The sequence below is a fragment of the Actinosynnema sp. ALI-1.44 genome (assembly GCF_001984155.1).
Lineage (GTDB): Bacteria > Actinomycetota > Actinomycetes > Mycobacteriales > Pseudonocardiaceae > Kibdelosporangium.
In genome coordinates this window covers 139,898-163,940 of the sequence record NZ_MTQO01000043.1, presented here as the reverse complement: position 1 = coordinate 163,940, position 24,043 = coordinate 139,898, and the positions used below count along the sequence as shown (strand labels likewise).

General features: G+C 67.3%; 23 protein-coding genes. 14 read left to right on the top strand and 9 right to left on the bottom strand.

The genetic code is table 11. From position 1 onward, the window contains the following. Positions 1-6 precede the first annotated feature (6 nt). Positions 7-882: an NAD(P)-dependent oxidoreductase gene (locus ALI144C_RS17945; RefSeq protein WP_076988253.1), complete on the bottom strand. Its 876-nt coding sequence runs from the start codon at positions 880-882 to the stop codon at positions 7-9. A gap of 67 nt (positions 883-949) precedes the next feature. Between ALI144C_RS17945 and ALI144C_RS17940 the strand changes: the two genes are divergently transcribed. Continuing rightward, the gene (locus tag ALI144C_RS17940) at positions 950-3,913 is read left to right on the top strand and encodes an ATP-binding protein (RefSeq protein ID WP_076988252.1); all 2,964 of its coding nucleotides are present in this window, start codon (positions 950-952) and stop codon (positions 3,911-3,913) included. Beyond that, positions 3,910-4,737, top strand: coding sequence for a class I SAM-dependent methyltransferase (locus ALI144C_RS17935; RefSeq protein ID WP_076988251.1), 828 nt, complete (start codon positions 3,910-3,912; stop codon positions 4,735-4,737). The genes ALI144C_RS17940 and ALI144C_RS17935 overlap by 4 nt, the downstream gene beginning before the upstream one ends. 40 nt (positions 4,738-4,777) lie before the next feature. Here ALI144C_RS17935 and ALI144C_RS17930 read toward each other — a convergent pair whose 3' ends face one another. Together ALI144C_RS17930 and ALI144C_RS17925 are read right to left on the bottom strand one after the other, a co-directional pair. Beyond that, the gene (locus ALI144C_RS17930; protein WP_237774197.1) at positions 4,778-5,260 is read right to left on the bottom strand and encodes an NUDIX domain-containing protein; all 483 of its coding nucleotides are present in this window, start codon (positions 5,258-5,260) and stop codon (positions 4,778-4,780) included. Beyond that, the gene (locus tag ALI144C_RS17925) at positions 5,257-5,748 is read right to left on the bottom strand and encodes a hypothetical protein (protein ID WP_076988249.1); all 492 of its coding nucleotides are present in this window, start codon (positions 5,746-5,748) and stop codon (positions 5,257-5,259) included. The genes ALI144C_RS17930 and ALI144C_RS17925 overlap by 4 nt, the downstream gene beginning before the upstream one ends. 306 nt (positions 5,749-6,054) lie before the next feature. Here ALI144C_RS17925 and ALI144C_RS17920 point away from each other — a divergent pair, with 306 nt between their 5' ends. The 4 genes from ALI144C_RS17920 (at position 6,055) to ALI144C_RS17905 (ending at position 9,968) form a co-directional block, all read left to right on the top strand. Further along, positions 6,055-7,257 carry a helix-turn-helix domain-containing protein gene (locus ALI144C_RS17920; RefSeq protein ID WP_076988248.1) on the top strand — a complete coding sequence of 401 codons (1,203 nt, stop codon included), beginning with the start codon at positions 6,055-6,057 and terminating at the stop codon, positions 7,255-7,257. Between the two features lie 190 nt (positions 7,258-7,447). After that, positions 7,448-8,641 carry a helix-turn-helix domain-containing protein gene (locus ALI144C_RS17915; RefSeq protein ID WP_083753133.1) on the top strand — a complete coding sequence of 398 codons (1,194 nt, stop codon included), beginning with the start codon at positions 7,448-7,450 and terminating at the stop codon, positions 8,639-8,641. A gap of 149 nt (positions 8,642-8,790) precedes the next feature. After that, complete coding sequence (locus ALI144C_RS17910) at positions 8,791-9,132, top strand: hypothetical protein (RefSeq protein ID WP_143230702.1); 342 nt, start codon at positions 8,791-8,793, stop codon at positions 9,130-9,132. After that, positions 9,129-9,968, top strand: coding sequence for a helix-turn-helix domain-containing protein (locus ALI144C_RS17905; protein ID WP_076988246.1), 840 nt, complete (start codon positions 9,129-9,131; stop codon positions 9,966-9,968). Before ALI144C_RS17910 ends, ALI144C_RS17905 begins: the two co-directional genes overlap by 4 nt. On the opposite strand, the gene ALI144C_RS17900 is transcribed toward ALI144C_RS17905, so the two are convergent. Genes ALI144C_RS17900 through ALI144C_RS17885 form a run of 4 tightly spaced genes read right to left on the bottom strand, consistent with a single transcriptional unit; the run spans position 9,943 to position 12,561 of the window. After that, positions 9,943-10,320: a VOC family protein gene (locus tag ALI144C_RS17900; RefSeq protein WP_076988245.1), complete on the bottom strand. Its 378-nt coding sequence runs from the start codon at positions 10,318-10,320 to the stop codon at positions 9,943-9,945. The genes ALI144C_RS17905 and ALI144C_RS17900 overlap by 26 nt on opposite strands. Beyond that, on the bottom strand, positions 10,320-11,777 hold the full coding sequence (locus ALI144C_RS17895; RefSeq protein WP_076988244.1) for a GMC family oxidoreductase: 1,458 nt from the start codon (positions 11,775-11,777) through the stop codon (positions 10,320-10,322). Before ALI144C_RS17895 ends, ALI144C_RS17900 begins: the two co-directional genes overlap by 1 nt. Further along, positions 11,774-12,142, bottom strand: a complete 369-nt coding sequence (locus ALI144C_RS17890) for a nuclear transport factor 2 family protein (protein ID WP_076988243.1) — start codon at positions 12,140-12,142, stop codon at positions 11,774-11,776. Before ALI144C_RS17890 ends, ALI144C_RS17895 begins: the two co-directional genes overlap by 4 nt. Then, positions 12,139-12,561, bottom strand: a complete 423-nt coding sequence (locus tag ALI144C_RS17885; protein WP_076988242.1) for a nuclear transport factor 2 family protein — start codon at positions 12,559-12,561, stop codon at positions 12,139-12,141. The genes ALI144C_RS17890 and ALI144C_RS17885 overlap by 4 nt, the downstream gene beginning before the upstream one ends. 95 nt (positions 12,562-12,656) lie before the next feature. On the opposite strand from ALI144C_RS17885, the gene ALI144C_RS17880 reads away from it, so the two are divergent. Next, entirely contained in the window at positions 12,657-12,974 is a 318-nt protein-coding gene (locus tag ALI144C_RS17880) for a nuclear transport factor 2 family protein (protein WP_076988241.1), read from the top strand. 52 nt (positions 12,975-13,026) lie between these two features. On the opposite strand, the gene ALI144C_RS17875 is transcribed toward ALI144C_RS17880, so the two are convergent. Together ALI144C_RS17875 and ALI144C_RS17870 are read right to left on the bottom strand one after the other, a co-directional pair. Continuing rightward, on the bottom strand, positions 13,027-13,926 hold the full coding sequence (locus ALI144C_RS17875) for a DMT family transporter (protein WP_076988240.1): 900 nt from the start codon (positions 13,924-13,926) through the stop codon (positions 13,027-13,029). A gap of 1 nt (position 13,927) precedes the next feature. Further along, positions 13,928-15,292 carry a TrpB-like pyridoxal phosphate-dependent enzyme gene (locus ALI144C_RS17870; protein ID WP_076988239.1) on the bottom strand — a complete coding sequence of 455 codons (1,365 nt, stop codon included), beginning with the start codon at positions 15,290-15,292 and terminating at the stop codon, positions 13,928-13,930. A gap of 361 nt (positions 15,293-15,653) precedes the next feature. On the opposite strand from ALI144C_RS17870, the gene ALI144C_RS17865 reads away from it, so the two are divergent. The 7 genes from ALI144C_RS17865 (at position 15,654) to ALI144C_RS53345 (ending at position 24,040) form a co-directional block, all read left to right on the top strand. Beyond that, positions 15,654-17,102 carry an AMP-binding protein gene (locus ALI144C_RS17865; protein WP_076988238.1) on the top strand — a complete coding sequence of 483 codons (1,449 nt, stop codon included), beginning with the start codon at positions 15,654-15,656 and terminating at the stop codon, positions 17,100-17,102. A gap of 1 nt (position 17,103) precedes the next feature. Further along, on the top strand, positions 17,104-17,358 hold the full coding sequence (locus tag ALI144C_RS17860; protein WP_076988237.1) for an acyl carrier protein: 255 nt from the start codon (positions 17,104-17,106) through the stop codon (positions 17,356-17,358). 74 nt (positions 17,359-17,432) lie between these two features. Further along, positions 17,433-17,807, top strand: a complete 375-nt coding sequence (locus ALI144C_RS17855; RefSeq protein WP_076988236.1) for an ectoine synthase — start codon at positions 17,433-17,435, stop codon at positions 17,805-17,807. Positions 17,808-17,883: 76 nt separating this feature from the next. Next, on the top strand, positions 17,884-19,047 hold the full coding sequence (locus ALI144C_RS17850) for an acyl-CoA dehydrogenase family protein (protein WP_076988235.1): 1,164 nt from the start codon (positions 17,884-17,886) through the stop codon (positions 19,045-19,047). Further along, positions 19,044-19,697, top strand: a complete 654-nt coding sequence (locus ALI144C_RS17845; protein WP_237774195.1) for a transglutaminase-like domain-containing protein — start codon at positions 19,044-19,046, stop codon at positions 19,695-19,697. The genes ALI144C_RS17850 and ALI144C_RS17845 overlap by 4 nt, the downstream gene beginning before the upstream one ends. A 131-nt stretch (positions 19,698-19,828) precedes the next feature. Then, positions 19,829-22,696, top strand: a complete 2,868-nt coding sequence (locus ALI144C_RS53350) for an aminotransferase class V-fold PLP-dependent enzyme (RefSeq protein WP_083753132.1) — start codon at positions 19,829-19,831, stop codon at positions 22,694-22,696. Positions 22,697-22,717: 21 nt separating this feature from the next. Beyond that, positions 22,718-24,040: a cytochrome P450 gene (locus tag ALI144C_RS53345; protein ID WP_083753131.1), complete on the top strand. Its 1,323-nt coding sequence runs from the start codon at positions 22,718-22,720 to the stop codon at positions 24,038-24,040. The last annotated feature ends 3 nt before the right edge of the window (positions 24,041-24,043 follow it).

Here is a 24,043-nt window from a genome sequence, read left to right as displayed (position 1 = left end):
CGCCGGTCAGGACCTGCCCAGCATGGTCTCGAACACGCCCGCCACGCTGTGCGTCGGTTTCGCGACCTCGAGGCGCCTGCGCACCAGCTTCAGTGTGGGCAGGACGAAGCCCGGGTCCACGCCCGCGTCGTGGCTCGCGGTTTCGATGTACCGCAGGGCGTGCAGGTTGATCTCCAGGCTGGAGTCGCCGCCCGTGTAGTCCTTCGCCTCGATCTCCTTGGACAGCGCGGGCAGGAACGCCAGCATCCCGTTGAGCCACTGCACCGCCAGGCCGAGGAACTCGGTCGGCTTCACGTTCGCCGAGTCCAGCAGGGCCGCGCCGTGCATGTAACCGAACAGGGTGCCGTAGGCCGCGCTGAGCAGGCCCATGCTGAACAGTTCCGCCACTCCCGGGTCGGCGGCGAGGTAACGGGTGGTGCCGAGGATTTCCAGTTCGGTGCCGTAGCGCTCGAAGGCTTTCGCCGAGCCGCTGTAGAGGACCTGGGCGTCCAGCGTGCCGATGGCTTGGGGGACGGCCATCACCGCCGCGTCCAGGTAGTCCGCGCCGTGACCGGTCACCCATTCGGCCAGTTTCCGGATGTCGTCGGGGGTGCTGGAGCTGACGTTGAGCAGGGTCCGCCCGCGCAGATCGCCGACCGCCGGTTCAAGCAGTGCGCGAGCTGCGGCATGGTCGAGCACCACGGTCAGCACCAGGGGGCTGGCGGCCACCGCCTCCGCCACTGATCCGGCGACCGTCGCGCCCTTGGCCGCCAGCGGCGCGGCCTTCTCCGGGCTGCGGTTCCACACGGTGGTCGGGTGGCCGTTCGCGAGGAACGCCGCGGCGAGTGCGGCGCCGAGCCTGCCGACGCCGATCACGCTGACTGGTGTCTTGTCGTTCGTCATGTGATCAAGGTGCCTGCCTGCGCTTTCGGTTCACTGGCGGTCGGCCGACAGCGGGTACGGTTGTCCCGTGCGATTCGGGGTGCTCGGTCCGTTGGCCGTGTGGACGACGGCCGGTGACCAGGTGCCAGTGCCGGAGGCGAAGGTCCGGGCTTTGCTGGCCGCGCTGCTTGCCCGCGAGGGTGCCGTGGTGTCACCGGATCGGCTGGTGCTGGATCTCTGGGGCGACGACCTGCCCTCGAACCCGCTGGGCGCGTTGCAGACCAAGGTGTCCCGGCTGCGCCGGGCGATCGGGCCTGACCTGGTCGAATCAGGCCCAGCGGGATATCGGCTGGATGCCGGTTCCGACGCGGCTGAGTTCGTCGGCCTGCTGGCTGCCGCTGCCGGGGCGCCGCCGCGAGTCCGGGTGGGCATGCTGACCTCGGCGTTGGGGTTGTGGCGTGGACAGGCGTTCGCCGAGTTCGCCGACGAGGACTACGCCCGTCCGGCCGTCCTCCGGCTGGAGGAGCAGCGGCTGGCGGCCGAGGAGCTACTCGCGGAAACACGGCTGACGCTGGGCGAGGTCAACGCGGCGCTCGCTGGGCTGAGCGACCTGGCCGAACGGCATCCGTTGCGTGAGCGGTTGCGTGCGCTACACCTGCGTGCGCTGTACCTGGCCGGGCGGCAGGCGGAAGCGCTGGCCGGGTATGCCGAGCTACGGCAACGGCTCGCGGACGAACTCGGCGCGGACCCCGGCCCGGAGCTGACAGCGCTGCACGAGTCGATGCTGCGCCAGGATCCAGGGCTGCGAGTTGCCGCGGCACGGCCCCGTACCAACCTGCCCGCTGCGCTCACTCCCCTGGTCGGCCGCACGGACGCGGTCGATGCGACGCGCTCGCTCCTGACGAGGTACCGGCTGGTCACGTTGACCGGGCCGGGTGGTGTGGGCAAGACCAGCCTGGCGCTCGCCGTGGCTGAGGAGGCGCCGTTCCCGGACGGGGTGTGGCTGGTCGACCTCGCCGCGGCCACGGCAGCTGATGTCGCCGAGTCGGTGGCACGTGTGCTGCATGTCCGTGAGGAAACTGGTGGTGAGCTGGCCGGGCACCTCGCGGCGGCGTTGCGGGGTCAACGGCTGCTGCTGGTGCTGGACAACTGCGAGCACGTGCTCACCCCGCTCGCCGACCTGGTGGCGCACTTGCTGCGTTCAGCGCCTGACCTGCGGGTTCTCGCCACCAGCCGGGAACCGCTCGGAGTCACCGGGGAACGGGTCCAAGCCGTGCCGCCGCTGTCCCCGGCGGACGCTGTCCATCTGCTCACCGCACGAGCCGAGGCCGCGGGCGCCGACCTGAGCACGGCTGATCAAGACGTCCTGACCAGCTTGTGCCTCCGGTTGGACGGACTGCCGCTGGCGCTGGAACTGGCCGCGCCCCGGCTGCGGCTGCTCGGCCCGCCTGAGCTGCTGTCCCGGATGGACGACCGGTTCCGGGTGCTCACCACGGGTGCCAGGATCGCGCCGCCGCGCCAGCGCACGCTGCGCGCGGTGATCGACTGGAGCTGGGAGCTGCTCACCGAGCCCGAGCGGATCCTGTTGCGCCGCTTGGCCGTACACGCTGAGGGCAGCACACTGGCAGCAGTGGAGGCGGTCTCGGCCGACGCGCTGCTCCCGGCCGGGGACGTGCTCGACGTGCTGTCCCGTCTGGTCGACCGGTCCCTGGTGGTGATCGCCGACGGGCCGCGTTACCGCCTGCTGGAGTCCATCGGGGACTACGCCCGCGCCCGTCTCACCGAGGCGAATGAGGTGGCGGACCTGCAGGCCCGGCACCTGGCCCACTACCTTGCTCTCGCCGAACAGGCCCGTCTGCGTGACGCGGCGGCGCAGACGTGGTTGCCCCGCCTGGACAGCGAGTCGGCGAACCTGAGCCAGGCGTTGGACACAGCGGTGAGCACGACCGATGTCGACAGCGCGCTGCGGCTGGTTCGGGCGCTGGTCTGGTACTGGTTCCTGCGCGGCAGGCTGAGCGAGGCCGAACGTCAACTGCGCCGTGCCCTCTGCCTGCCCGGTGAGCACCCGCTGCGCGACTCGGTGTCCGCCTGGCTGACCGGGTTCGCGCTGCTCCGCCGGGGCGGAACGGATGAGCGGGCCCGGATCTCGGCGACCGACCGGTCGACGTCGGATCCCGACGCGGCCTGGTTCCTCGGCGTCTGCCTGTTCGTCACCGGTGGCGACCTGGCCGCCAGCGCCACCCGGCTGTCCTCAGTAGACACAGCGGATCCCTGGCTGCGAGCGGCGAACCTGGCGGTCACGGCGTTCCAGTCCATCATGCGCGGCGAACTCGCCGAAGCCGACGACGAGGCAACCGAGTCCCTGGCGGTGTTCGAGGAACTCGGTGACGCGTGGGGCCGTTCGCAGGCGACCCACGTCCTGGCGACGCTGGCGGAGATCACCGGCGACTACCCGAAGGCGGTCTCGTTGCGCGAAGCGGCCCTGGCGGAAGCCCACAAGCACGAACTCTGGCTGGACGTCGCCGACCAGCTGACCGGCCTGGCCAGGCTCGACCTGTTGTCCGGCAACCACCCCCTGGCCGAATCCCGCCACAGGCAAGCCCGCCGCATCGCTGCGGAACACGGCTACCACGCCGGAATCGTGCACGCCGACCTCGGCCTCGCACTGGGCGCGCGCCGCACGGGTGACCTGGCAGAGGCGGAAACGCTGCTGCGGCAGATCCTGTCCTGGCACGAACAGGTGCGGTACGCGCCGGGAGTAGCGTTGGCCACGGCGGAAATGGGATTCATCGCGGAACTGCGGGGCAACGCGGACGAAGCACTGTCCTGGCACACGGAATCACTGACCACCGCGGAAGCCAGCGGTGATCCGCGCTCGATCGCACTGGCCAGGGAAGGCCTCGCGGGCGCGCACTCCCTGGCCGGGAGCCACGACAAGGCAACCGCTCTACTCGCTGAGGCCGCCGCCGCACGTGCGGCCGTCGGCGCTCCTCTGCCGCCCGGAGAACGCGCAGACGTCGACCGCATCACCGCACGCCTGCGCGAGTCATGACCATGGATGCGAGCGAGGACTTCCTGCGCACGTACCACGACCGGATACCTGGATCGATGGCACGCGGTACTCTCGCGCACCCCACGTCCGATGGGCGAACGAGTTACGAATTCCTCGCCGGTCATGTCGCGGGGGCCAGCCGTGTACTCGACCTGGGATGTGCCGACGGCACACTACTGGCGCTGCTTGCCCGCAACGGAGCAACCAGGCTGGCGGGAGTGGACCTGTCGGAAAGTGAACTCGCTCTGGCGCGCGAGCGACCCGAACTGCTCGACGCGGACCTGCGCCTGGGACGCGCACAGCAACTGCCGTTCACCGACGACTCGTTCCACGCAGTCGTGTCTCACATGGCGTTGATGCTGATGTCCGATGTCGAGCAGGTCATTGCCGAGGCGGCACGGGTGTTGGAGCCCGGCGGCAGGTTCGCGGTCGCGGTGGGCGCCGGTGTGGTGCCGGGCGGCTGGCTCGACCTTTTCCTGTCGCTCGCACGACCGGTCTTCACGGCGTTGCCGCCTGACCGGCGCCTCCCGCGGATGGGCGACCGCCGCGCACGCAGCCGAGAAGGGCTCATCGAGTTGCTGACGCCGGTCGGTTTCGACACGGTGTCCTTCGAGGAGATCACACTTGAGCTCGACGGTACGCCCGAACAGATGTGGGAAGCCGCCGTGCCGAGCTACTACGACATGGCAATGCTCGACGACGAGCAGGTCACGCGGCTGCGCGAGCAGTTCATCGCCGAAGCCTCGGCTGTGCCCCGGATCGGGGGCGGATCACGCATCCTGGTGGCCACGACTCGGCTCAGGAATCCGGAAACCACAGGCTGATCTCGACGTCGTCGACCTGAAACACCTGCTGCCCGCTGAGCTACTCGACATACGTCGTCACGCCAGCAGACAACGCGTCCAGCGACTGACGGAGTCGTTCGGCCAGGTCGGAGCGGAGCAAGGAGGCTGCTTCGGCCGGTTCGACGAACTCGAACTCGCTGATTTCGGGGTCGATCACTCGGAGATCAGCGCATTGCCGATCTGTGAGAGTTCCGCCATCGAAGACGAACAAGAGCTGATCGTCCCACGGGTCATGCGGTGGAACCCATGCCACGACCAACGCGCGCCCGACATCGACAGCCAGGCCGAGCTCCTCCATGAGCTCACGCTCAGCCGCCTCACGCGGTGGCTCGTTGGCTTCCGCCATCCCGCCAGGAAGGTCCCAGTGCTCCTTGTAAGTCGGGTTCACCAGCAGGACACGGCCTACGGTATCGCGGATCAGGACGTCCGCGGCGACGCGTTTGCGCGCCTGTCTGGCGTTTCCCTCGGCCAGGTACGCGTAACGGTCGGAATCGTCAGTCACACCGGCCACTCGACAGTACTTTCTTCCTCGACTACAGCGGGATTGACAAGCGCAAGGAAGCCGGTGACATCAGGTCCGTTGGACGCGGTCCGGAGCGCGAGAGCCAAGTCGTTGATCCGTCGAGTGACTCGCGCGGAGCTCAACGAGCGAGTCATGACGCAGATCTCCTGGCCGAGTGCGGCGGCTTCCTCCACACGGCCGGCCCGCAGGAGAACGCCGGCAAGGGTCAGTTGCCCGAACGCGCGGCTGCGTACCCGATCTTCCGACCTCAGCCGTACCACTTCCCTCGCTCGAAGCTCCGCTTCCGAGTACTCGGCGAGCTGCATGAAGCATAGCGAGGCCTCGCTGGCCAACGACGCCTCGTCAAACACCGCTATCCAGTCCGCACGACCGTTGCCACGGGCCTGATGAAGGGTGTTCTCTGCCAGCGTCATGGCATTGACGCAGTTGGTGCGATCAACCTGGATGGCAAACGCGCGGGCTCGCATGGCGTGCAAAACCTGAATCGTGTATCTGCAGGTCCTGACGGCTGAGCACTACATCTACGCTACAAACCGACACCAATGAGCCCATGGTCCACCGGCCGGGCTTCCTGCTGACTTGAGTCCAGCAGGCTCGAAGCCCGAGAGGGCGACATCGAGTTCCGGGTTCCGACTGGATCAGTGGGTGTTTCTCCGCGGCCGACCAGCAGCGGGCTGGCGAACGAGCCACGCCGGTACACTCGTGGCTGACGATTCCACAGGTGGAACCTGGTGTTGCCCGCCTGATGGGCACACGGACGATGGGCGGGTCCAATGCACGAGAGGGCCGAGCAGATAGGCCACCGGATTCGTGTGCTCCGGAAGTGGCGCCAGATGAAGCTCGCCGAGGTCGCAGGACTTTCCGGGGTGTCGGTCTCGTGGTTGAGCATGGTTGAGCGTGGGCAACGTGCGGTCAAGGACCGCCAGAGGCTGGAAGGTATCGCGCGGGCATTGCGCGTCCAGCCCGAAGATCTCGACCCGCGAGAGCACTACCCAGTCGCACCGACGAGCGCTGCCGCCAACCCCGCACTGTTGTCCGTCGAGGCTGTCCTGACCGAATGGTGGCCTGGTGAAGTACCTGACGACTACCCGGCACGTGAATGGGTCAACGTCCGACGCGATCTCACTTTGCTGAATCAGAAGCTACGCCCCGGATCGGACTACGACGCACAGGCGGATGTCCTTCCCGCGTTGATCCATGACCTGTTGATCCACGCGTCAACCGACGATCACCGCAAGGATGCCTACGTTGGCCTGATCTCGGCGTATCACGCCGCAGGCAACGTGGCCTCTCGTTGGGGAGCGAAGCAGCTCGGCTATGTCGCGGCGGAACGAGTTCAGGCCGCAGCGGAAGCCCTGCAGGCGCCGGACTGGCTCGGCGTCTCGGCGTGGACTCGGGCGCAGTTCGTTTCGTCGATGTCGCGTAAACGCCAGTATTCGCTGGCGGTCGCCGCAGCGGAAATGACTGACGCCCGGTTGGAGTCTCGCGGAATGGGACACTTGACCGCCGCCTTGGCCGCCGCGTCGCAGGGTGATGCGGCTACTGCGAAAACCCATCTGCGCGAAGCGAAACACATCGCCGACAAGGTCGGACTCGCCAACAGCCAATGGGGCGGGGCCACCATGAACTTCGGGCACGCCAACGTGGGCATCTGGCATGTCGGCATCGGTGTCGAGTTGGGCTGGGGTGCGCAAGTCGCCGAGGTCGCCAAGGATGTTCCCTGGCAGGCCATACCGACGTCCCGGCAGGGTGCCTACTGGATGGATCTCGGACGCGGCCTGCTCCAGGAGAAGCGAAGCAGGGAAGAGGGTCTGCGCGCCATCCTCAAGGCAGAGAAACTCACTCCCCAGCAAGTTCGCACGAACACACTGGTGCGTGAAGCGGCGCTGGACATGTTCATGACGGCACAACGCAACGCGGGTAACCGCGAATTGCGATCACTGCTGACAAGACTGGGCGCTAACCCGATCGTGTGATCATCGGTGATTACATTGATCGTGAAAAAGACCGCAAGGCTACTCGTAGCGTCATCTCCGGCAGTGCTTGGCGGCGAGGCCGTCGGGTGGCCACGTGGAAACCGCTGACTCACCGGTCCTGATCACACCATCACAGATAGCCGCCAAACGGGTAACCTGTGGGGTATATCTCCGCGAATGAGGTGCTGTCATGACAGCTGGAGACGACGCGGTCAGCGACATGGGCCGCCGACTGCGGCAGCTTCGTCTCGCCAGGAAGAAGTCCCTCGAAGTGATTGGCGGGCTCGCTGGGATTTCGGCGTCTCATCTCTCCCGTTTGGAGTCCGGCCAACGCGCGCTTGACCGACGATCACTGATCAAGAGCCTCGCTGATGCGCTGGAAGTCGCGCCCAGTGAGATCACCGGTAGCGCGATGCCGGGTGATCTCCCCGAGGATCGCTGGCTTGACGGTGTGCGCGTTGCTCTGTTGGCGATCAGCGTCGGCGAACCGCAAGGGCAGATCCTCCCGGTTGAGGCATTGACGCAGCGGGTCGAAGACGTGCTCAAGGCGCAGCGTGACTGCCAGTACGCAGCGGTGGGTGAGCGCCTGCCGGGGCTGATCCGGGACCTGCATTCGACCATGGACACCGGGCGCGACAAGGGCGAGTTGCTGAAGTTACTTGCGCTCACCCACGTGCAGGGGACGCAAGCTTGGTTGATGGATGTCGGCGCGTCGCTGGACCTCGGATGGCAGGCCGCGGCATTGGCCAAGCAAGCAGCCGAACAACTGGACAACGACCAACTCTCCTTGGCCGTGACCGCTTTCGGCACGTCCTTCGGGCTCATGGGCGCGGGCGCGTTCGACCTTGCCGAACGCACACTGTCCGCGCCGAACCCGGGCACAGACACATCCGAGGCAATGCAGGTGTCAGGCATGCTCGCGTTGACGTCATCGTTGCTGGCAGCGGCCAAGGGCGATCAGGCTGAGCGCGCGGCCGCACTCGAACACGCAGCGGACCTGGCCCAGCACACCGGCGAAGGCAACGCGTTGTGGTTCGGGTTCGGCCCGAGCAACGTCGGCGTGTGGAAGATGTCGGTCGCGTTGGAGGCAGGCGAACATGCCGAAGCCGCCAAGATCGCGACCACCGTGAATCCGGCCGCGCTGCCCTCACCCACCCGGCGCGCGGCCTACTGGCGAGAATACGGGCGTGCACTGGCCCGTCTGCCCCGTCGCCAGGATGAGGCGGTAATGATGCTTCGCCGAGCCGAACAGATATCACCGGCGAGGATTCAACGGCACCCGTTCATGCGATCGGTCCTCGCCGAACTGCTGGTGAAGGCGAAACGGGACGCCGTCGGGCGGGAACTCCGGGGCATGGCCTATCGAGCTGGATTGCCCGTGTAACCCGATCAGGTGACCTTGTCACAGTGACAAGATCGTGCCGTCGGCGTTTTCTAGCGTTCCACACGTGACCATTCAGACATGCCCGCAGCACCGTGACAGCTCATACAATGGACCACCGGCGGTCGACGGCGAGGCCGCCGGGTGATCACGTGGAAACCACCGGGATCGTGTTGTGGGGGACCAATCCGGAACGCGGCGTGTACTACGCCGCACGGCTGCATGTGGTGTCACGGCAGTGTCCGTGGACCGCCTTGTGCGGGCTGCCGGTCGAGCAAGTGTGGGAGCAACGGCCGATCACATCGCACCGCCTGTGCCCCGAGTGCTGCCTGCTCGCGATCGCCTGGATGTTTCCCGCGGCCGACCAGCAACTCCCGGTGCTCGACCTCGCCGACCGGACGCAACCCACTACGCCACAATCCACTACGGACTCGAAACGCGACATCATGCCCATCACCGAGTATCCAGCGCTCGCGCTGAAGGAGCCCGTATGAGCGGCAATCTGGAGTTGAACTACTTCGGCCGCAAGCTCGCGCGGGTGTTGAAGAAGCTGCGTGAGCAGAATAGGTTGACCCAGGAACAGGCGAGCGAGCGGGTATTCCTGGACCCCAAGAAGCTCAGTCGGCTTGAACGCCGCCAGTTGCCCACCTACCACGAGCTGATCATCCTGCTGGACGCGTACGGCGTTCCGAGCTGTGACTACACGCCCTACGCCGAACTGTGGAAGCAGGCGAAGCAACGGCCATGGTGGCACGAGTTCAACCTCGACGACGTTCGCTACATCCGGCTGGAGGACTACGCCAGCCGCAAGGTCGAATACCAACTCAGCCGGATCCCCGCCCTCCTGCAAACCGAGACCTACGCACGCACCACCATCGCGGAACAGCGTCCGTTCCCGGTGGCCAAGCGGGTGCCTTTCCTGATGCGCCAGCAAGAACGCCTCACCACACCACCAGTGCTGGAGTTCCACGCCCTGATCCACGAATCCGTACTGCGGCAGGGGCTCGACCGCACCCAGCTGGCCAAGCTGGTCACGTGCGCCGAGCTGCCGAATGTCAGCCTCCAGATCGTGCCGACCGCATGTGCGGATCCGGAACTCACCAGCTCGGTCAGCCTGCTGTCATTCGACGACCTCGACGAGCCCGACAGCGTGTTCACCGACTCAGTGATCGGTCTGCAGGAAAGCCACGATCCGAGGCATACCGGCAAAATCAAACGCCTTCTCGACCACGTTGCCCGGCAAGCCATGAGCCCCGAGGCGTCACTCGCGCAGATCCGAGCAGTCCTGGCCCCACCGGCCAGGTCTAGGAAGCAGGAAAGCCCTGACTGACCTCGACGACGATCCCGTCCGGGTCCCGGACCCACACCGTCCGCCACCCGGGAACGAACTCGTCGAACCCCAGCGGCCCCCAAGTGACCTCGGCGTCCAGCCCGGCAACCACCGCGTCGACGTCGTCGACCTGGAAAGCCAGGTGACGGACAACGCCCGCCGCGCCAGGTCCGTCCCGCGAACCGGACACCGCCAACCCATCGACCGCGGGGAACAGCTCCAGGTGCACGGATCCGTTGCCGATGAACACGATGTCGCCGAACGCGGCAACACGGCTGAACCCGAACTGCCGGTAGAACGCCTCGGTGCGCCCGACATCCACACAGTTCAACGCCACATGGGACCACCGCATCAGCCCACCGCCTTGATCAGATCCGCTGCCCGCGCGGCGATCATCAGCACCGTCGCGTGCGGATTGCACGACGGCAAGGCGGGCATCACACTGGCGTCGGCTACCCTCAGTCCGGCAACTCCATGCACCCGCAGGGAAGGGTCCACAACGGACAGATCGTCGATGCCCATCCGGCACGACCCGGCGTGGTGGTGGTAGCTGTCGGCGTGTTCCCGCACGAAGTCCACCAGCGCCTGGTCCCCGTAGACGTTGGCGCCCGGCACGACTTCCAGCTTGTTCCAGTCGGAGAATGCCCTTGTCGCGACCACTGCACGCGCCAGGCGCACCGCGTAGACCAGCCGGTCGACGTCGGCGCGGTCGCTCAGGTAGTTGGGGTGCACCAGCGGCTTCCCGAGCGGATCGGCCGTTCCCAGCCGTATCCACCCCCGTGACACGGGCCGGACCACACCTGGCAGGACGCTCACCGAGTTCGGGTGCCCCGGGTAGAACGGCGCATGGACGAACGCCAACTGGATGTCGGGAGAAGGCAGACCCGCCTGGGAAACGGCGAACAACGCACTCTCCGAGAAGTTGTGCACAGGTGCAGGCACCTGCGCATGAGCCTCCGTCATCACGCCGGTCAGCACATGGTTGTGGAAGTTCTTCCCCACGCCCGGCAACGGTGCCGTGACCGGGATGTCGAACTCCGCCAACTCACCCGGATGCCCGATTCCCGACAGCATCAGCAGCTTCGGTGACTCGATCGCTCCGGCGGCGAGGATCACCTCGGCACGCGCGTGGGCGCGTACCGTCTCCGACCGCCAGCGGTACTCGACGCCTGTGCATTCGTGCCGATCGATCAGCAGGCGAATCGCCTGGGCACTACTTCGTACCGTGAGATTCGGCCGGTCCAGCACTGGGTCCAGGTAGGCCGCTCGCGCGCCGTGGCGCCTGCCGTCCCTGATGTCGAGGCGGTGCCAGCCCACCCCGGCCAGTTCGCTGGTGTTGAAGTCGTCGATCTCCTTGTACCCCAACTCCAGGCACGCCTCGATGAACGCCTGCGAGGCAGGGTTGCCCGAATCGCCCGCGTGGGTGGCGGGCGGTTCGAGCGAGTCGAAGTACGGCAGGACGTCCTGGTAGGACCATCCCGCCGCGCCTTGGTACGCCCAGTTGTCGAAGTCCGAGGGGTGGCCACGGACGTGCATCATGGCGTACAGGTTGCTGGACCCACCGAGCCCGCGGCCACGCGGTTCCACTGTGGACTTGCTGAGTAGGCCGGACTGTGGGACGGTCCGGTATCCCCAGTCGGCTTCCCCGCCGTGCAGCCGCAGCCACCCGGCGGGATCCGTGACGTCGGCGGGCAGGTCCGCGCCGCCTGCCTCCAGCAGGAGCACACTGGCGCCGTCGGCGGACAACCGGTTCGCCAACACGCTCCCTGCCGCTCCGGCGCCGACGATGATGTAGTCGAACTCCGTCATGACGTCAGCACCTGGAACGGGACCGTGTCGTGCACGTTGCTCATGTACGCGATTCGGCCGTCCTCGACCCGGAAGTAGTTCATCACGTCCGCTTCGATGCCGTCTCCGCTCGTGGTCGTCGCGGTGATCCGGGAAACCACCACGCCTTCCTGCCCGTCGACGAGAATCCGGCGCGGTGCGTTGCGGAACAACGAGTACCTGTCGCCGAAGCCGCTCATCATGGTCCGCAGGGTCTCCCTGCCCTCGATGTGCCCGGCGAGTTGCTCGTCCATCACCATGCGCTCGGCGAACAGGTCGCACCAGCTGTCCCAGTCCCCCGCGTTGGCGTACTCGTAGTACTTCACCAGTACGTCCTTCGTGTTCACGACTGCTCCCTCGGCACGAGGCCGTTGACCACGTATGACTTGATCCGCGGCCCGTTCCGCCCGGCCACGACGACCCACGTCTGGTCGGCGTCGAAGTCGAGCCGGGCACTTCGCGGCTCCGGCGGGGTCCAGACCGACGCCTGCCAGTTGACTCGTACCAGCACAGTCGCCCGATCGCCATCGATGCTGGCGGACACGTCGGTCACTACGTGCAGTTCGTCGAAGAACTTGTTCGTCACGGTCTTGTACCACTCGCCGAATCCGGCGTGGCCTCGTGCGGTTGTCTCCGGGAACCGCATTTCCAGTCCGTCGTCGACCAGCATGCCCTTGACGGTCTCGACCTCGTCGTGCCGGTCGAGCGCCAGGTACCAGTCGTCCACCAGCTTCCTGATCGACTCGTCGGTGATCCGGTCGGTCATCACGCCACCTTCCCGATGGGACTTCGTCCGGTCGCGGATCCGTTGACCGCGAACGCTTGTCTAGTGTCGAACCAAAACGGCGATGAGGAGGAACCATGCACCCGGTGTTGCGCAAGCAGTTGGACTGCCTGGCAGGCGGCGATCTCGACGCCCTGCTGGACAACTACGCGCCCGACGCGACTCTGGTCCGGTTCGACCACGTGGCGAGCGGGATCGAGGAGGTGCGGGCGACCATGCGCGGCTACCTCGCGGCCAGGCCGGAACTGGTGGAACTGAGCCAGTACGCCGAAAGCGGCGACACAGTGTTCTACCGCGCCACCATGGAGGTCGGCGGGCAGCGCCGGGACACGTTCGGCACGCTCGTCATCAAGGACGGCAAGATCTGGCGGCAGACCGCCGGGTTCACCGCGTGAACGCCCCACGGGGAACGCCTGCGAGGCCGTTCCCCGTGGATTTCCCGGCGGCCTACCGGGTCGTCACCTTCCCCGCGCGCTGGGGTCGGGCGGGTGCCGAACCGAGTCGGTTCTCGGCGACGGCGAGACCCAACAGGACGATGACTGCCCCGGCGGCCATGCTCCAGGTGACCGGTTCCGACAGCGTCAGAACGCCGATCACGACAGCGGCCACCGGCACCAGGTAGTTCACGGCGGACGCGGTGGTGGCGCCGTGATCGCGGATCAGCCGGAAGTACAACACGTAACCCGCCCCTGTCGCGACCGTGCCGAGCAGCACGATACTCACTACGACCGGCCACGTGAACGTCGGCGTGTGCCATTCGAACAGGGGCGTGACCAACGCCTGCAACACAGTCGCCGCCATGACCTGCGCGGCGGCCAGCGCTAGCGGGGCGATGTCCAGTCCGGACAGCACTTTCCTGATGTACACGGCCTGAGCCGCGTAACACGCCGCCGCGCCGAGCACGGCGACCTGTCCACCCAGTGTCCCCGGCGCGGCACCCCACGGCGCCACCACCAGCACCACGCCGACGAACCCGATGAGCAACCCGAAGGTCTTGCGCACGGTCGCACGTTCGGACGGCAGGGTCATAGTCGCGAACGCCAGGGTGATCAACGGCATCGCGCCGATGAGCACACCCGCCATGCCCGCGCTCGTGTGCTGCTGTCCCCAGGCGAGCAGTAAGAACGGCGCGACGAGGCCGAGTATCGCGGCCATGGTGATGTGAGCCCAGACCACGCCGAACGCGGGCAGCCTGATCCCGCGCAGCCGGACGACCGCCACCAGCACGACCGCGCCGAGCACCAGCCGTGCCAGCACGAGCTGGCTGGGGGTCAGGCCGTTGAGCGACAGGGTGATGAACGTGTGGCTGCCGCCCCAGATCAGGCCGAGCGCCAGGAACAGCACCATGTCAGACCGCCACCAGTTGCGGGATGCTGGCCAGGCCGCTGGCGAGCGCCTCTGCCGAGAGGGTGTCGTCACGCAGCCGCCCGGCGAAGTACTGCTCGTAGGCGGCCATGTCGAAGTTCCCGTGGCCGGACAGCCCGAACAGGATCGTCCTGGCGACGCCTTCCTCACGGCAGCGCAGCGCCTCGTCGACAGCGGCCCGGACGGCGTGCGTCGACTCGGGCGCGGGCACTATCCCCTCCGAACGGGCGAACATCACCCCGGCCTGGAAACACTCGGTCTGGCGCAGCGCGACGGCTTCCATCAGCCCGTCCTCCACGGCCCGGCTGACCAGTGGCGCGATGTTGTGCGCGCGCAGCCCGCCTGCGTGCACAGCGGGCGGGATGAACCGGTGGCCGAGGGTGTGGGTGCGGAACAGCGGCGTGAGCTGGCGTGTGTCGGCGTAGTCGTAGGCGATCCGGCCCTGGGTGAGCGTCGGGCAGGCCACGGGCTCGGCCGCGATCAGCCGCACATCCTTGCCTGTGCGCTGCTTCTCACGCAAGAACGGCAGCGACAGCCCGGCCAGGTTGCTGCCGCCGCCCGCGCAGCCGATCACGATGTCGGGGTAGTCGTCGGCGAGGTCCATCTGCTTGATGGCTTCCTGGCCGATGACCGACTGGTGCGCGCAGACGTGGTTGAGGGCGCTGCCGCGGGCGTAGCCGCTGCTGCCGTCGGCGAAAACCGCCTGGAGCGCCTCGGATTTCGCGACGCCGAGGCTGCCGGGGTGGTCGGGGTTCTCCGCCAGGATCGCCCGGCCCGCCGCGGTCTCGGCGCTCGGGCTCGGCGTGCACTCGGTGCCGAACGCCTCCATGATCGACCGCCGGTACGGCTTCTGCTGGTAGCTGACCTTCACCATGTAGACCTTCGCGGTCATGTCGAACAGCGCGGCGGCGAACGCGATCGCGCTGCCCCACTGGCCCGCGCCGGTCTCGACCACCAGCCGCTGCCGTCCGGCCAGCTTGTTGTAGTACACCTGCGGAACGGCCGAGTTCGGTTTGAAGCTGCCGGTCGGCGCGACGCCCTCGTACTTGTAGTAGATGCGGGCGGGCGTGCCGAGTGCCTTCTCGAGCCTGCGCGCCCGGAACATCGGCGTCGGGCGCCACTGGCGGTAGATCTCGCGCACCGCTTCGGGGATCTCGAACTCGGGCGCGGTGCTCAGCTCCTGCTCGACCAACGGTTCCGGCATGGTGCGCGCGAGATCGTCCCGTTTGAGCGGTGCGGCGGTCGCCGGGTCGAGAATCGGTGCCATTCCGGGTAAGTCCGCGGCACCGTTCTGCCACGTCCACGGAATGTCGTCCTCGCGGAGCTGGAACTTGATCTGCTCACCCATGTCGTCGTCTCCCGCATTCGGCCTTGGTGTCAGTGATCTGCGCGCCATACCAGTGAACGCACGCACGGGACAGACCGGCAATGCGGTGCACCCACATCGCTCTCACTTGACCAACTCGGTGCCACCCAACGACAAACGGCCGCCGTCTACACCGGCCGGACACGTGTCGACAAGCCCGTGACCACCTCGGCGAGCACACTCAGTCAAGTCGCCCACCATTCGATATGATCCACGTCACAACCGAGAATACCGGGGTGAGCCGGGGGTTTGTACATCGCATCGACGCCACATTCGACTCGGGCCGAGGGAGTTTTCCTTTTCCTCCCAGCGAATTGGCGGGAACACGACACGGGAGCCGACCATGCCTTCTCAGAAGTTCCTCGCGCGGCTGAAGGAGCGGATCGCCGAACGGCCGGGCGCGCCCGCGCTCCGCTGGAGGGACGTGACCATAACCTATTCCGATCTCGCCCGGATGGTCGACGACGCCACGGCCGAGCTGGCTTCGTCAGGTCTCCAGCGCGGTGAGCGGGTCGCGGTGTCCGCGGACAAGTCACCGGAGCTGGTGGTCCTGCTGATCGCCCTGTGGCGCGCGGGTCACACGGTCGTACTGCCGTCCCGCGACCTGGGCAGCGCGGCGTTGGCCATGCTCGCCAACGCAGCGGGTGTGTCACGGCTGGTCACGCCGAGCCCTGTGCTGAGCGAGCCCACCCGGCCCGAAGGCGTGTACCACGCACCGCCCGCCGGGGACTCGCTGCTGATCCTCACCACGTCCGGGTCGACCGGTGTGCCCAAGCTCGTTCCGCTGTCACCACGCGGTGTGGACAACTTCTTCGACTGGGCAGCGACCGCGTTCGACATCCGGCCGGGGGCACGGGTGTTGTCCTACGCGCCGCTGAACTTCGATCTCTCGCTGTTGGACGTGTGGGCGTCGCTGGCCGGGGGCGCGACCGTGACACTCGTCGAACCCCAGTTCGCCACCGACGGGAGCTACCTCGCGCACCTGGTCGACAGCCACCGGATCACCGTCGTGCAGGCCGTGCCGATGGTCTACCGGTTGCTGGCCGACCTCAGCATCGGCCCCGTCTGGTTCCCCGACGTCCAGCACGTGGTGGTGACCGGTGACTCCGCGCCGCCGCGGCTGCTGCCCGAGCTGGCGCGGATGTTCCCCGCCGCCCGCCGTTACAACCTCTACGGCTGTACCGAGACCAACGACTCGACCATGTACGAGATCACCGACGCGGCCGAGCGGCAGCTGCCGATCGGTTCCCCGCTTCCCGGCGTCGACACGCGCGTCATCACCTGCGACGGTGACCTGCTCGACGGCCCCGGCTCGGGTGAGCTGTGGGTGTCCACGCCGTTCCAGGCCAGCGGCTACCTCGACCCGAACGTCACCCGGGACCGATTCGTCCCCCACGGCGACACCGTGTTCTACCGGACCGGCGACGTCGTGCACCGGGACGAGCACGGGGTACTCACCCTCGAAGGCCGCGCCGACTTCCACGTGAAGGTCCGCGGCGCCCGCACCAACATGGCCGAGGTCGAGCACGTCATCCAGCGCCACCCGGACGTCGCGGAGGTCGCGGTCGTCGCCGTGCCCGACGACCTGGCGGGCAACGTGCTGCACGCGGTCGTCAGCCGCAGGGAGGGATCCGCGCTCAACAGCCTCAAGCTGCGCCAGCTGTGCATGGAGGGCCTTGCCAGGACAGCCATCCCCACCACGATCACGATCGTCGACGAGGCGCTGCCGAAGACGTCGACCGGCAAGGTCGACCGCACGGCCGTGAAAACCCGTTACACAGAAAGGATCTGACATGCCGCCGACCGAAGAGATCAAGGAATGGGTGCTGCGCAACTTCGCACCCGACGTCACCCCGGCCGACCTGCCGGACGACTACGACCTGATCGCCAGCGGGCTGATCACCAGCCTCAGTCTCGTCCGCCTGGTCAGCGGGCTGTCCGCCGAGTTCGGTGTCGACATCGACGCCGCCGACCTGCGCCCGGACTACTTCCGGTCGGTCGCCTCGATCGCCGAGTTCCTCGGCGCCGCGCCGCAGCCGCAGGCCTAGGTTTACACCTTTCCCTTTTCTCACCCGCTTTTCCCAGTGGGTGACGCACGCCCAAAACAGATCGGAGAACAACGATGTTCATTCGCACCAGGGAAACCGTCAAGAGGGTCGACTGGGGAAACGGTGACAGCTACCGGCTGCTCGTCGCCGACGACGGCATGGGATTCACCGTCTGCCACACCGTCGTGCACGCGGGCACCAGCTCGAAGCTGCAGTACCGCAAGCACCTGGAAGCCTGCTACTGCATCTCCGGGAAAGGCGAGGTGGTCACGAGCGACGGCGTGACGCACCCGATCGAACCGGGGGTGTTATACGCGCTCGACCAGCACGACGCACACACCCTGACCGCAGCTGCATCGGAGGACCTGCACCTGATCAGCGTGTTCAACCCGCCGTTGTCCGGCGAGGAAAAGCACTCCCTCTGCCAGGACGGCTATTCCTGCTACTGAACCCCTCGTGAGTGGTTGTCGGGGTCAGGACCCCGGTAACCACTCACGATGTCCCACCTGCGGAAGGAGGTATTTCATGCGCTCGGAGGAGTGGTACGAGCGGATGGCTGAGCTCGGTGAGAAGCTCGGCACCGGTGTGACGGCCGACGACCAGTCGGCCGAGTTCTCCCACGAGAAATGGCATCTCATCGCCGCGACCGGCCTTTTCGGACTGCCGTTCACCAGCGACCGGAGGCGCTGCGACCAGACGCTGCCCCAGCTCACCGCGGCACTGGAGGGCCTCGGTCACGGCAGCGACGACGCGAGCCTCGGGTTCAGCGTGGCCACCCAGCTGGCCAGTTGCGCGGTTCCCCTGGCCCGGTTCGGCTCCCCTGCCTTGCGGGAACGCTACGAACACGCCGTCACCACGGGACGGATCATCGGCGCCCACGCGATCACCGAGCCGCAGGCCGGGTCGGACGCCCTCGCGATGAGCACGACAGCCGTAGCGGACAACGACCATTACGTCCTCAACGGACGCAAAGCGTTCATCTCCAACGGACCCATCGCCGACCTGGTCGTGGTGTACACAGTGACCGGACAACCTGGCACTTTCACCGGGCTGACGGCGTTCGCTGTTCCGCGTGACACCAAGGGGTTCACGCTGAGCGAGCCGCTGGGAAAGATGGGCCTGCGGTGCTCACCGCTGGGCACGGCGGAGCTGAACGACGTGCGTGTCCCGGCCGATCACGTCGTCGGTCAGGTCGGTGGCGGCTCGTGGCTGCTGTCGCACGTGATGGCGCGCGAGATCCTGTTCATCGCTGCCGGGCAGGTCGGCCAGATGCGGCGCCGGTTGGCCGCGTGCGCGCGCCGCGCCCGCGGTCGTGTCCAGTTCGGACAGCCGATCGGCGCGTTCCAGGCAGTCGCCCACAAGATCGTCGACATGCGGATCAGTGTCGAGACCGCCCGGAAATGGCTGCACGACACCACCGCCAGGATGGTCGCGGGCGAGGACGTCACCGCACGCGTGGCGATGACCAAGATCGTGGTGAGCGAGGCCAACGTGGCCACCGCGCGGACCGCCGTGCAGGTGTTCGGCGGCGCCGGATACCTGTCGTCCACCGGGATCGAGCGCGGCCTGCGTGACGCGATCGCCGGGACCATCTACTCCGGGACCTCGGAGATCCAGCGCAACAAGGTCGCCGCCGTCATGGGCATCGGTTCCACGGATCTGGGCGAGAACGGAGGATCGTCGTGGTGACCCACCCCACCGAGTTCCTGGACTACCGCGACCAACGCGTCCAGGACTTCGTCGCCAAGGCCATCGGCGACGCCACAACGCGCAAAGACCGGGCCGTCCGGCTGTTCTACGCGGTTCGCGACGGCCTGCACTACGAAGTCAGCGGTCAGGATCTGTCCAGGGAGGGCCTGCGGGCCAGTGCGATCGCCGCCCGTGGACAGGGATTCTGCGCGCACAAGTCGATCCTGTACGCGGCGGCGGTCCGTGCCGTCGGGATCCCCAGCAGGATCGTCGTCAGCGAGGTCCGCAACCACCTGGCGTCTCCGGCGCTCAAGGCGCTGGTCGGCGGCGACACGTTCGTGCACTGGCTGACGTCGATCCAGCTCGGCGGGCGGTGGCTGTACGTCACCCCGGTGTTCAACAAGGTGCTGTGCCGGCTGTACCGGATGCCACCGCTGGAGTTCGACGGCGAGTCCGACGCGCGCCTGCACCCGTTCACCGGCGGGGAACAGATGGAGTTCCTCACCGAGCACGGACACTTCGACGATGTCGACTACGACCGGTTGATCGGTCTGATGCGGTCACGCCACCCCGGCATGTTCACCGACGGCCCCAACGGCGCTGTCGTGCCCGACGCCGGGGCCCTGGCCGCACAGGCCACCGAGAGCTGATCGCCCGTCGCGTCCCGCCGAGAGTGGAGCAAGAGGCAGCCGGAATAGCTTTCGTTTCAGGCGTTCCCCCACTGTCCCTGTCACACAGACCCACGCGATCGGTTACGGCGCGATTGGGCCAGGAGGCGTACATGTCCGGAAACACCCACCAGGCGAAGGCGGTCATCGTCGGCGCGGGCCCGGTCGCGTGCTTGGTCGCGATCGAACTGCGCAGGCGTGCCTTCCAGGTCGAACTCTTCGAGCGTGGAACCGACTTCCGTGGTCCGCACCACGGCAAGGGCCACTCCTTCAACCTGACCCTGACCCGCCGCGGCCTGAAGTCGCTCGAACCGCACCTCATCGAGGTCCTCTACCAGAACGGGGTGCCCTTACCGCAACGAGTCATCCACCACGCGGACGGAACGCTGTCCTACCAACGGTACGGCACAGCGGACGACCACCACCTGCTGTCCATCCCCCGTGGACTGCTGCACCGCACGCTGATGGACGAGGCCGAGAAGGCGGGCGCGCGGATCCACTTCGAGCACGAGTGCATCCGCGCGGATCCCGCCACCGCGACGGCGACGTTCGCCACCAGCTCGAACGGCATCCGGGAGAGCCGCGGCGACGTCCTGATCGGCTGCGACGGCGCCAACAGCATCGTCCGGCAGGAGATGTCACGCCGCGGCGCGCGGATGAGCATCTCGCAGGAGTACATCACCGACGGGTTCGCCGAGCTGAAGATGCCGCCGTCGGCGGATGGCGGTTACGCGCTGCTCCAGGCGTTGCGTGACCCCAGCAGGCCCGACAGCGAGATCCACGGCCTGCACGTGTGGCCACGCGGCGACTTCGTCCTGCTGTCACAACCCAATGTGGACCGCAGCTACACCACGGGCCTGTTCATGCCGCTCACGTCCGACGACCCCGAGCAGCCGACGTGGGCCAAGCTCAGGACCGAGGCGGACGTGCGGGCGTTGTTCGCGGAGCACTTCCCCGACATCGTCGAGTTCCTGCCGCAGCTGACCAAGGACGTGCTGGCCGCGCCGCCGTCGTCGTTGAAGACCATCAAGTGCTTCCCGTACCACCACGAGCTCGCGGTGCTCATCGGCGACTCGGCGCACACGATGGTGCCGTTCTACGGCCAGGGCATCAACTGCAGCTTCGAGGACGTCCGCACGTTCTTCGAGATCCTGGACAAGCGGCTGGCCAGGCACGACCTCGAGACCGCGGTCCGCACGGCACTCGCGGACTTCACCGACGCCCGCAAGGCACCCGGTGACGCGATCGCGGACCTGTCGCTGGCGATGCGGGCCGAGCTGAAGTCCCACACCGACGACACCGGCTTCCACGCCCGCAACAAGCTGGAGAAGCAGCTGCACCTGCGGCACCCGGGCGACTTCATCCCGCTGTACCACATGGTCGCGTTCACCACCATCCCGTACAACGAGGTGGTCTCCAAGCACGAACAGCAGCGGGGCATCGTGGACGACCTGTGCAGCAGGATGGACGTCCACACCGAGGCGCACAAGATACTGGACGCCTACCCGGCCGAGTGTGCCACGGCGGGCTCGCGGCTGGGTCAGACATCTACTTTGGACCTGGCACTCGACCAGCAGAAGTACCTGCTCGACACGGTGTCGGCCCGGTTGTTGCGCTACCAGGAGGACTTGGCGACGGGCAAGTACCCCGCGTCCTACCTGCACAACTCCGACGACGCGGACGGCAGGCTGATCGGCGCGTTGTTGCGTGAGGACGACGTTCCCCAGCACGGCACCAGCCTCGAGGTGCTGCTCTCGGAGATCTTCGACAAGGCGATGACCAACGGGATGATCCACCCGCATCCCGGGTTCATGGCGCACGTCCCGTCCGGCGGGCTGTTCCAGGCCGCGGTCGGTGAGTTCATCTCCCGCACCCTCAACCGGTTCCCCGGCGCGTGGGCGGCGTCTCCCGGGTTCACCCAGATCGAGACGAACGTGATCAGGTGGTTCTGCTCGATGCTCGGCTACGGCGCGGGTTCGTTCGGCTACCTGACCACGGGCGGGTCGATCGCGAACTTCATGGCGTTGCGTTGTGCTCTGGCGCAGGCCGGTGAAGCGGCACAGCAACGGGCGACCGTGTACGTGTCCAGCCAGGGCCACTTCTCAGTCGCCAAGGCGGCCCGGATGGTCGGGATACCCGGTGACCGGGTGCGCAGCATCGGCGTCAACCGTGACTACAGCATCGACGTCGACGAGTTGCGGCGCGCGGTCAACCACGACATCGACCGCGGGTACGTCCCGGCCTGCGTCGTCGGCACCGCGGGCACCACCAACACGGGCGCGGTCGACGACCTGGCCCAGCTGGCGGACTTCTGCGCCCGCTACAACATCTGGATGCACGCCGACGCGTGCTTCGGCGGGTTCTTCCGGCTCACCGGCAGGGGCAAGGCGCTGCTGGCGGGCAGCGGAGAGGCGGACTCGATCGCGGTGGACGCGCACAAGTCGCTGTTCCTGCCGCACGGCATCTCCGCGCTGCTGGTCAAGGACCAGTCACAGCTCAAGGCGGCGTTCGAGATCGGCAGCGCCGCGTACGTCCCCGAGCTGTCCAATGACGACAACTTCGTCGACTTCTGCAACTACGGCCCGGAGCTCACCCGCGAGGCACGCGGCCTCACCGCGTGGCTGCCGATCAAACTGCACGGCATCAAGGCGTTCGAACGCTGCCTGGACGAGAAGCTCGACCTGGCCGAGGACCTGGCCGACCGGCTGGCGCAGCTGGACGGCATCAAGGTGGTCGACCGGGGCGAGCCGCACCTGCCGACCGTCGGGTTCGGTGCCCGCTCGGCCGACCGCGCCGAGCAGGCGCGCCGCAACGAACGGCTGGCCGAGCTGATCAACTCGCGCGGCAGCGTCTACCTGTCCACCACCACGTTGCCCGAGGAGGGCCTGGTCGTCCGGTCGTGCATCATGCACCACCAGACCGACAAGGTCGTGATCGACCAGCTCCTCGAAGACGTCACGTGGTCCCTCGGCAAGCTCTGAGAAGGATTCGACATGTCTCCCGTGAGCACCACACCTGACCGGCTGCCACCGGCACCGGCCGAAACCCCCGAACAGCAGCGCGCGAACTTCTTCGCCGACCCGTTCGGCTACGTGGAGAAGCAGTCCGCCGAGCACGGCACGATCTTCGCCATCGACCTCGGTTCGCTCGGCAACGAGGACGCCGTGGACGTCGAGATCAGCGGCCAGTGGGTGTTCGTGTCCCGGCCGCACCAGATCCGCGCGATGTACAGCGCGGTGCGGACCACCAGCGGCGCCGAGGCCAACCAGGTCTTCTTCGGCACCATGGAGGAGTCGGTGGGCTACATCGACGGCAAGGCACACCGCAGACGCCGCGCGCAGCTGCACCCGGCGTTCAGCGGCGGCAAGGACTACATCGCGATCATCCAGGAGGCCGTGGACCGCCACTTCGCGGCGTGGCCGCGCGGCAGGGCTTTCCCGGTGTACGAGGAGCTGCAGAAGCTCACGTCCGAGGTGATCGTGGAGGTCGTGTGCGGCAACTTCTCGGCCGAGGACCGCGCGGTGCTCTGCGAGATGCTGCCGCGCACGGAGAACGCCAAGTACACAGTGGACCAGGTGACCACGGCGGACAAGGAGATCCGCGCGTTCGTCGAGCAGCGGATCCCCGGTCACCTGGCCAAGTCCGACGCGATCGGCCAGGACGACGTGTTCGCGGCCCTGCTGCGGCACGCGGCCGAAGGAGACGAGTCGCTGACCGACGAGGTCGTGCGTGACGAGGTGTTCAGCTTGCTGTACACCGGTTTCTCCACCACGGCCAACACGCTGTCGTGGGTGTTCGCCGAGATCACCCGCAGGCCCGAGGTGCTGGCCAGGCTGCGCGCCGAGGTCGGCGGCCGGTTCCGCGAGCGTCCGCTGTCGCGTGACGAGTTCGGCGACCTGGACTACCTGGACGCCACGATCTCCGAGACGCTCCGGCTGCACCCGGTCTCCGCGCTGAACGGCGTCCGGCTGCTGAAGGAACCGTTGCGGATCGACGAGTACGTCATTCCGGCAGGTTCGATCCTGGTGCACTGCGCCTATTTGTCCCAGCGCAGCGCCGAGGTGTACGAGCGGCCGGAGGAATTCCTGCCGGAACGGTTCGTCGGCAACCAGGTCGACCCGTACGTGTTCGGCGCTTTCGGTGGCGGGCAACGGACTTGCGTCGGCCGCGGGTACGCGCGTGCTGAGATGAAGATGATACTGGCCATGGCGATCGCCGGGCTGGACTGGGAACTCAGCGAAACTCCCCTTCCCGCCGCGAAACAGCAGGGCATTTTCATGGGCCCCGAGGATCACGCGGTCATCACACTTCTTCCGAGGGGCTGAACC

What these genes read in the sequence shown, in the direction of transcription:
- ALI144C_RS17945 (WP_076988253.1), bottom strand. Translation starts at nt 882, where the DNA reads ATGACGAACGACAAGACACCAGTCAGCGTGATCGGCGTCGGCAGGCTC.
- ALI144C_RS17935 (WP_076988251.1), top strand. Translation starts at nt 3,910, where the DNA reads ATGACCATGGATGCGAGCGAGGACTTCCTGCGCACGTACCACGACCGG.
- ALI144C_RS17925 (WP_076988249.1), bottom strand. Translation starts at nt 5,748, where the DNA reads ATGCGAGCCCGCGCGTTTGCCATCCAGGTTGATCGCACCAACTGCGTC.
- ALI144C_RS17920 (WP_076988248.1), top strand. Translation starts at nt 6,055, where the DNA reads ATGCACGAGAGGGCCGAGCAGATAGGCCACCGGATTCGTGTGCTCCGG.
- ALI144C_RS17915 (WP_083753133.1), top strand. Translation starts at nt 7,448, where the DNA reads ATGACAGCTGGAGACGACGCGGTCAGCGACATGGGCCGCCGACTGCGG.
- ALI144C_RS17905 (WP_076988246.1), top strand. Translation starts at nt 9,129, where the DNA reads ATGAGCGGCAATCTGGAGTTGAACTACTTCGGCCGCAAGCTCGCGCGG.
- ALI144C_RS17900 (WP_076988245.1), bottom strand. Translation starts at nt 10,320, where the DNA reads ATGCGGTGGTCCCATGTGGCGTTGAACTGTGTGGATGTCGGGCGCACC.
- ALI144C_RS17895 (WP_076988244.1), bottom strand. Translation starts at nt 11,777, where the DNA reads ATGACGGAGTTCGACTACATCATCGTCGGCGCCGGAGCGGCAGGGAGC.
- ALI144C_RS17885 (WP_076988242.1), bottom strand. Translation starts at nt 12,561, where the DNA reads ATGACCGACCGGATCACCGACGAGTCGATCAGGAAGCTGGTGGACGAC.
- ALI144C_RS17880 (WP_076988241.1), top strand. Translation starts at nt 12,657, where the DNA reads ATGCACCCGGTGTTGCGCAAGCAGTTGGACTGCCTGGCAGGCGGCGAT.
- ALI144C_RS17875 (WP_076988240.1), bottom strand. Translation starts at nt 13,926, where the DNA reads ATGGTGCTGTTCCTGGCGCTCGGCCTGATCTGGGGCGGCAGCCACACG.
- ALI144C_RS17870 (WP_076988239.1), bottom strand. Translation starts at nt 15,292, where the DNA reads ATGGGTGAGCAGATCAAGTTCCAGCTCCGCGAGGACGACATTCCGTGG.
- ALI144C_RS17865 (WP_076988238.1), top strand. Translation starts at nt 15,654, where the DNA reads ATGCCTTCTCAGAAGTTCCTCGCGCGGCTGAAGGAGCGGATCGCCGAA.
- ALI144C_RS17860 (WP_076988237.1), top strand. Translation starts at nt 17,104, where the DNA reads ATGCCGCCGACCGAAGAGATCAAGGAATGGGTGCTGCGCAACTTCGCA.
- ALI144C_RS17855 (WP_076988236.1), top strand. Translation starts at nt 17,433, where the DNA reads ATGTTCATTCGCACCAGGGAAACCGTCAAGAGGGTCGACTGGGGAAAC.
- ALI144C_RS17850 (WP_076988235.1), top strand. Translation starts at nt 17,884, where the DNA reads ATGCGCTCGGAGGAGTGGTACGAGCGGATGGCTGAGCTCGGTGAGAAG.
- ALI144C_RS53350 (WP_083753132.1), top strand. Translation starts at nt 19,829, where the DNA reads ATGTCCGGAAACACCCACCAGGCGAAGGCGGTCATCGTCGGCGCGGGC.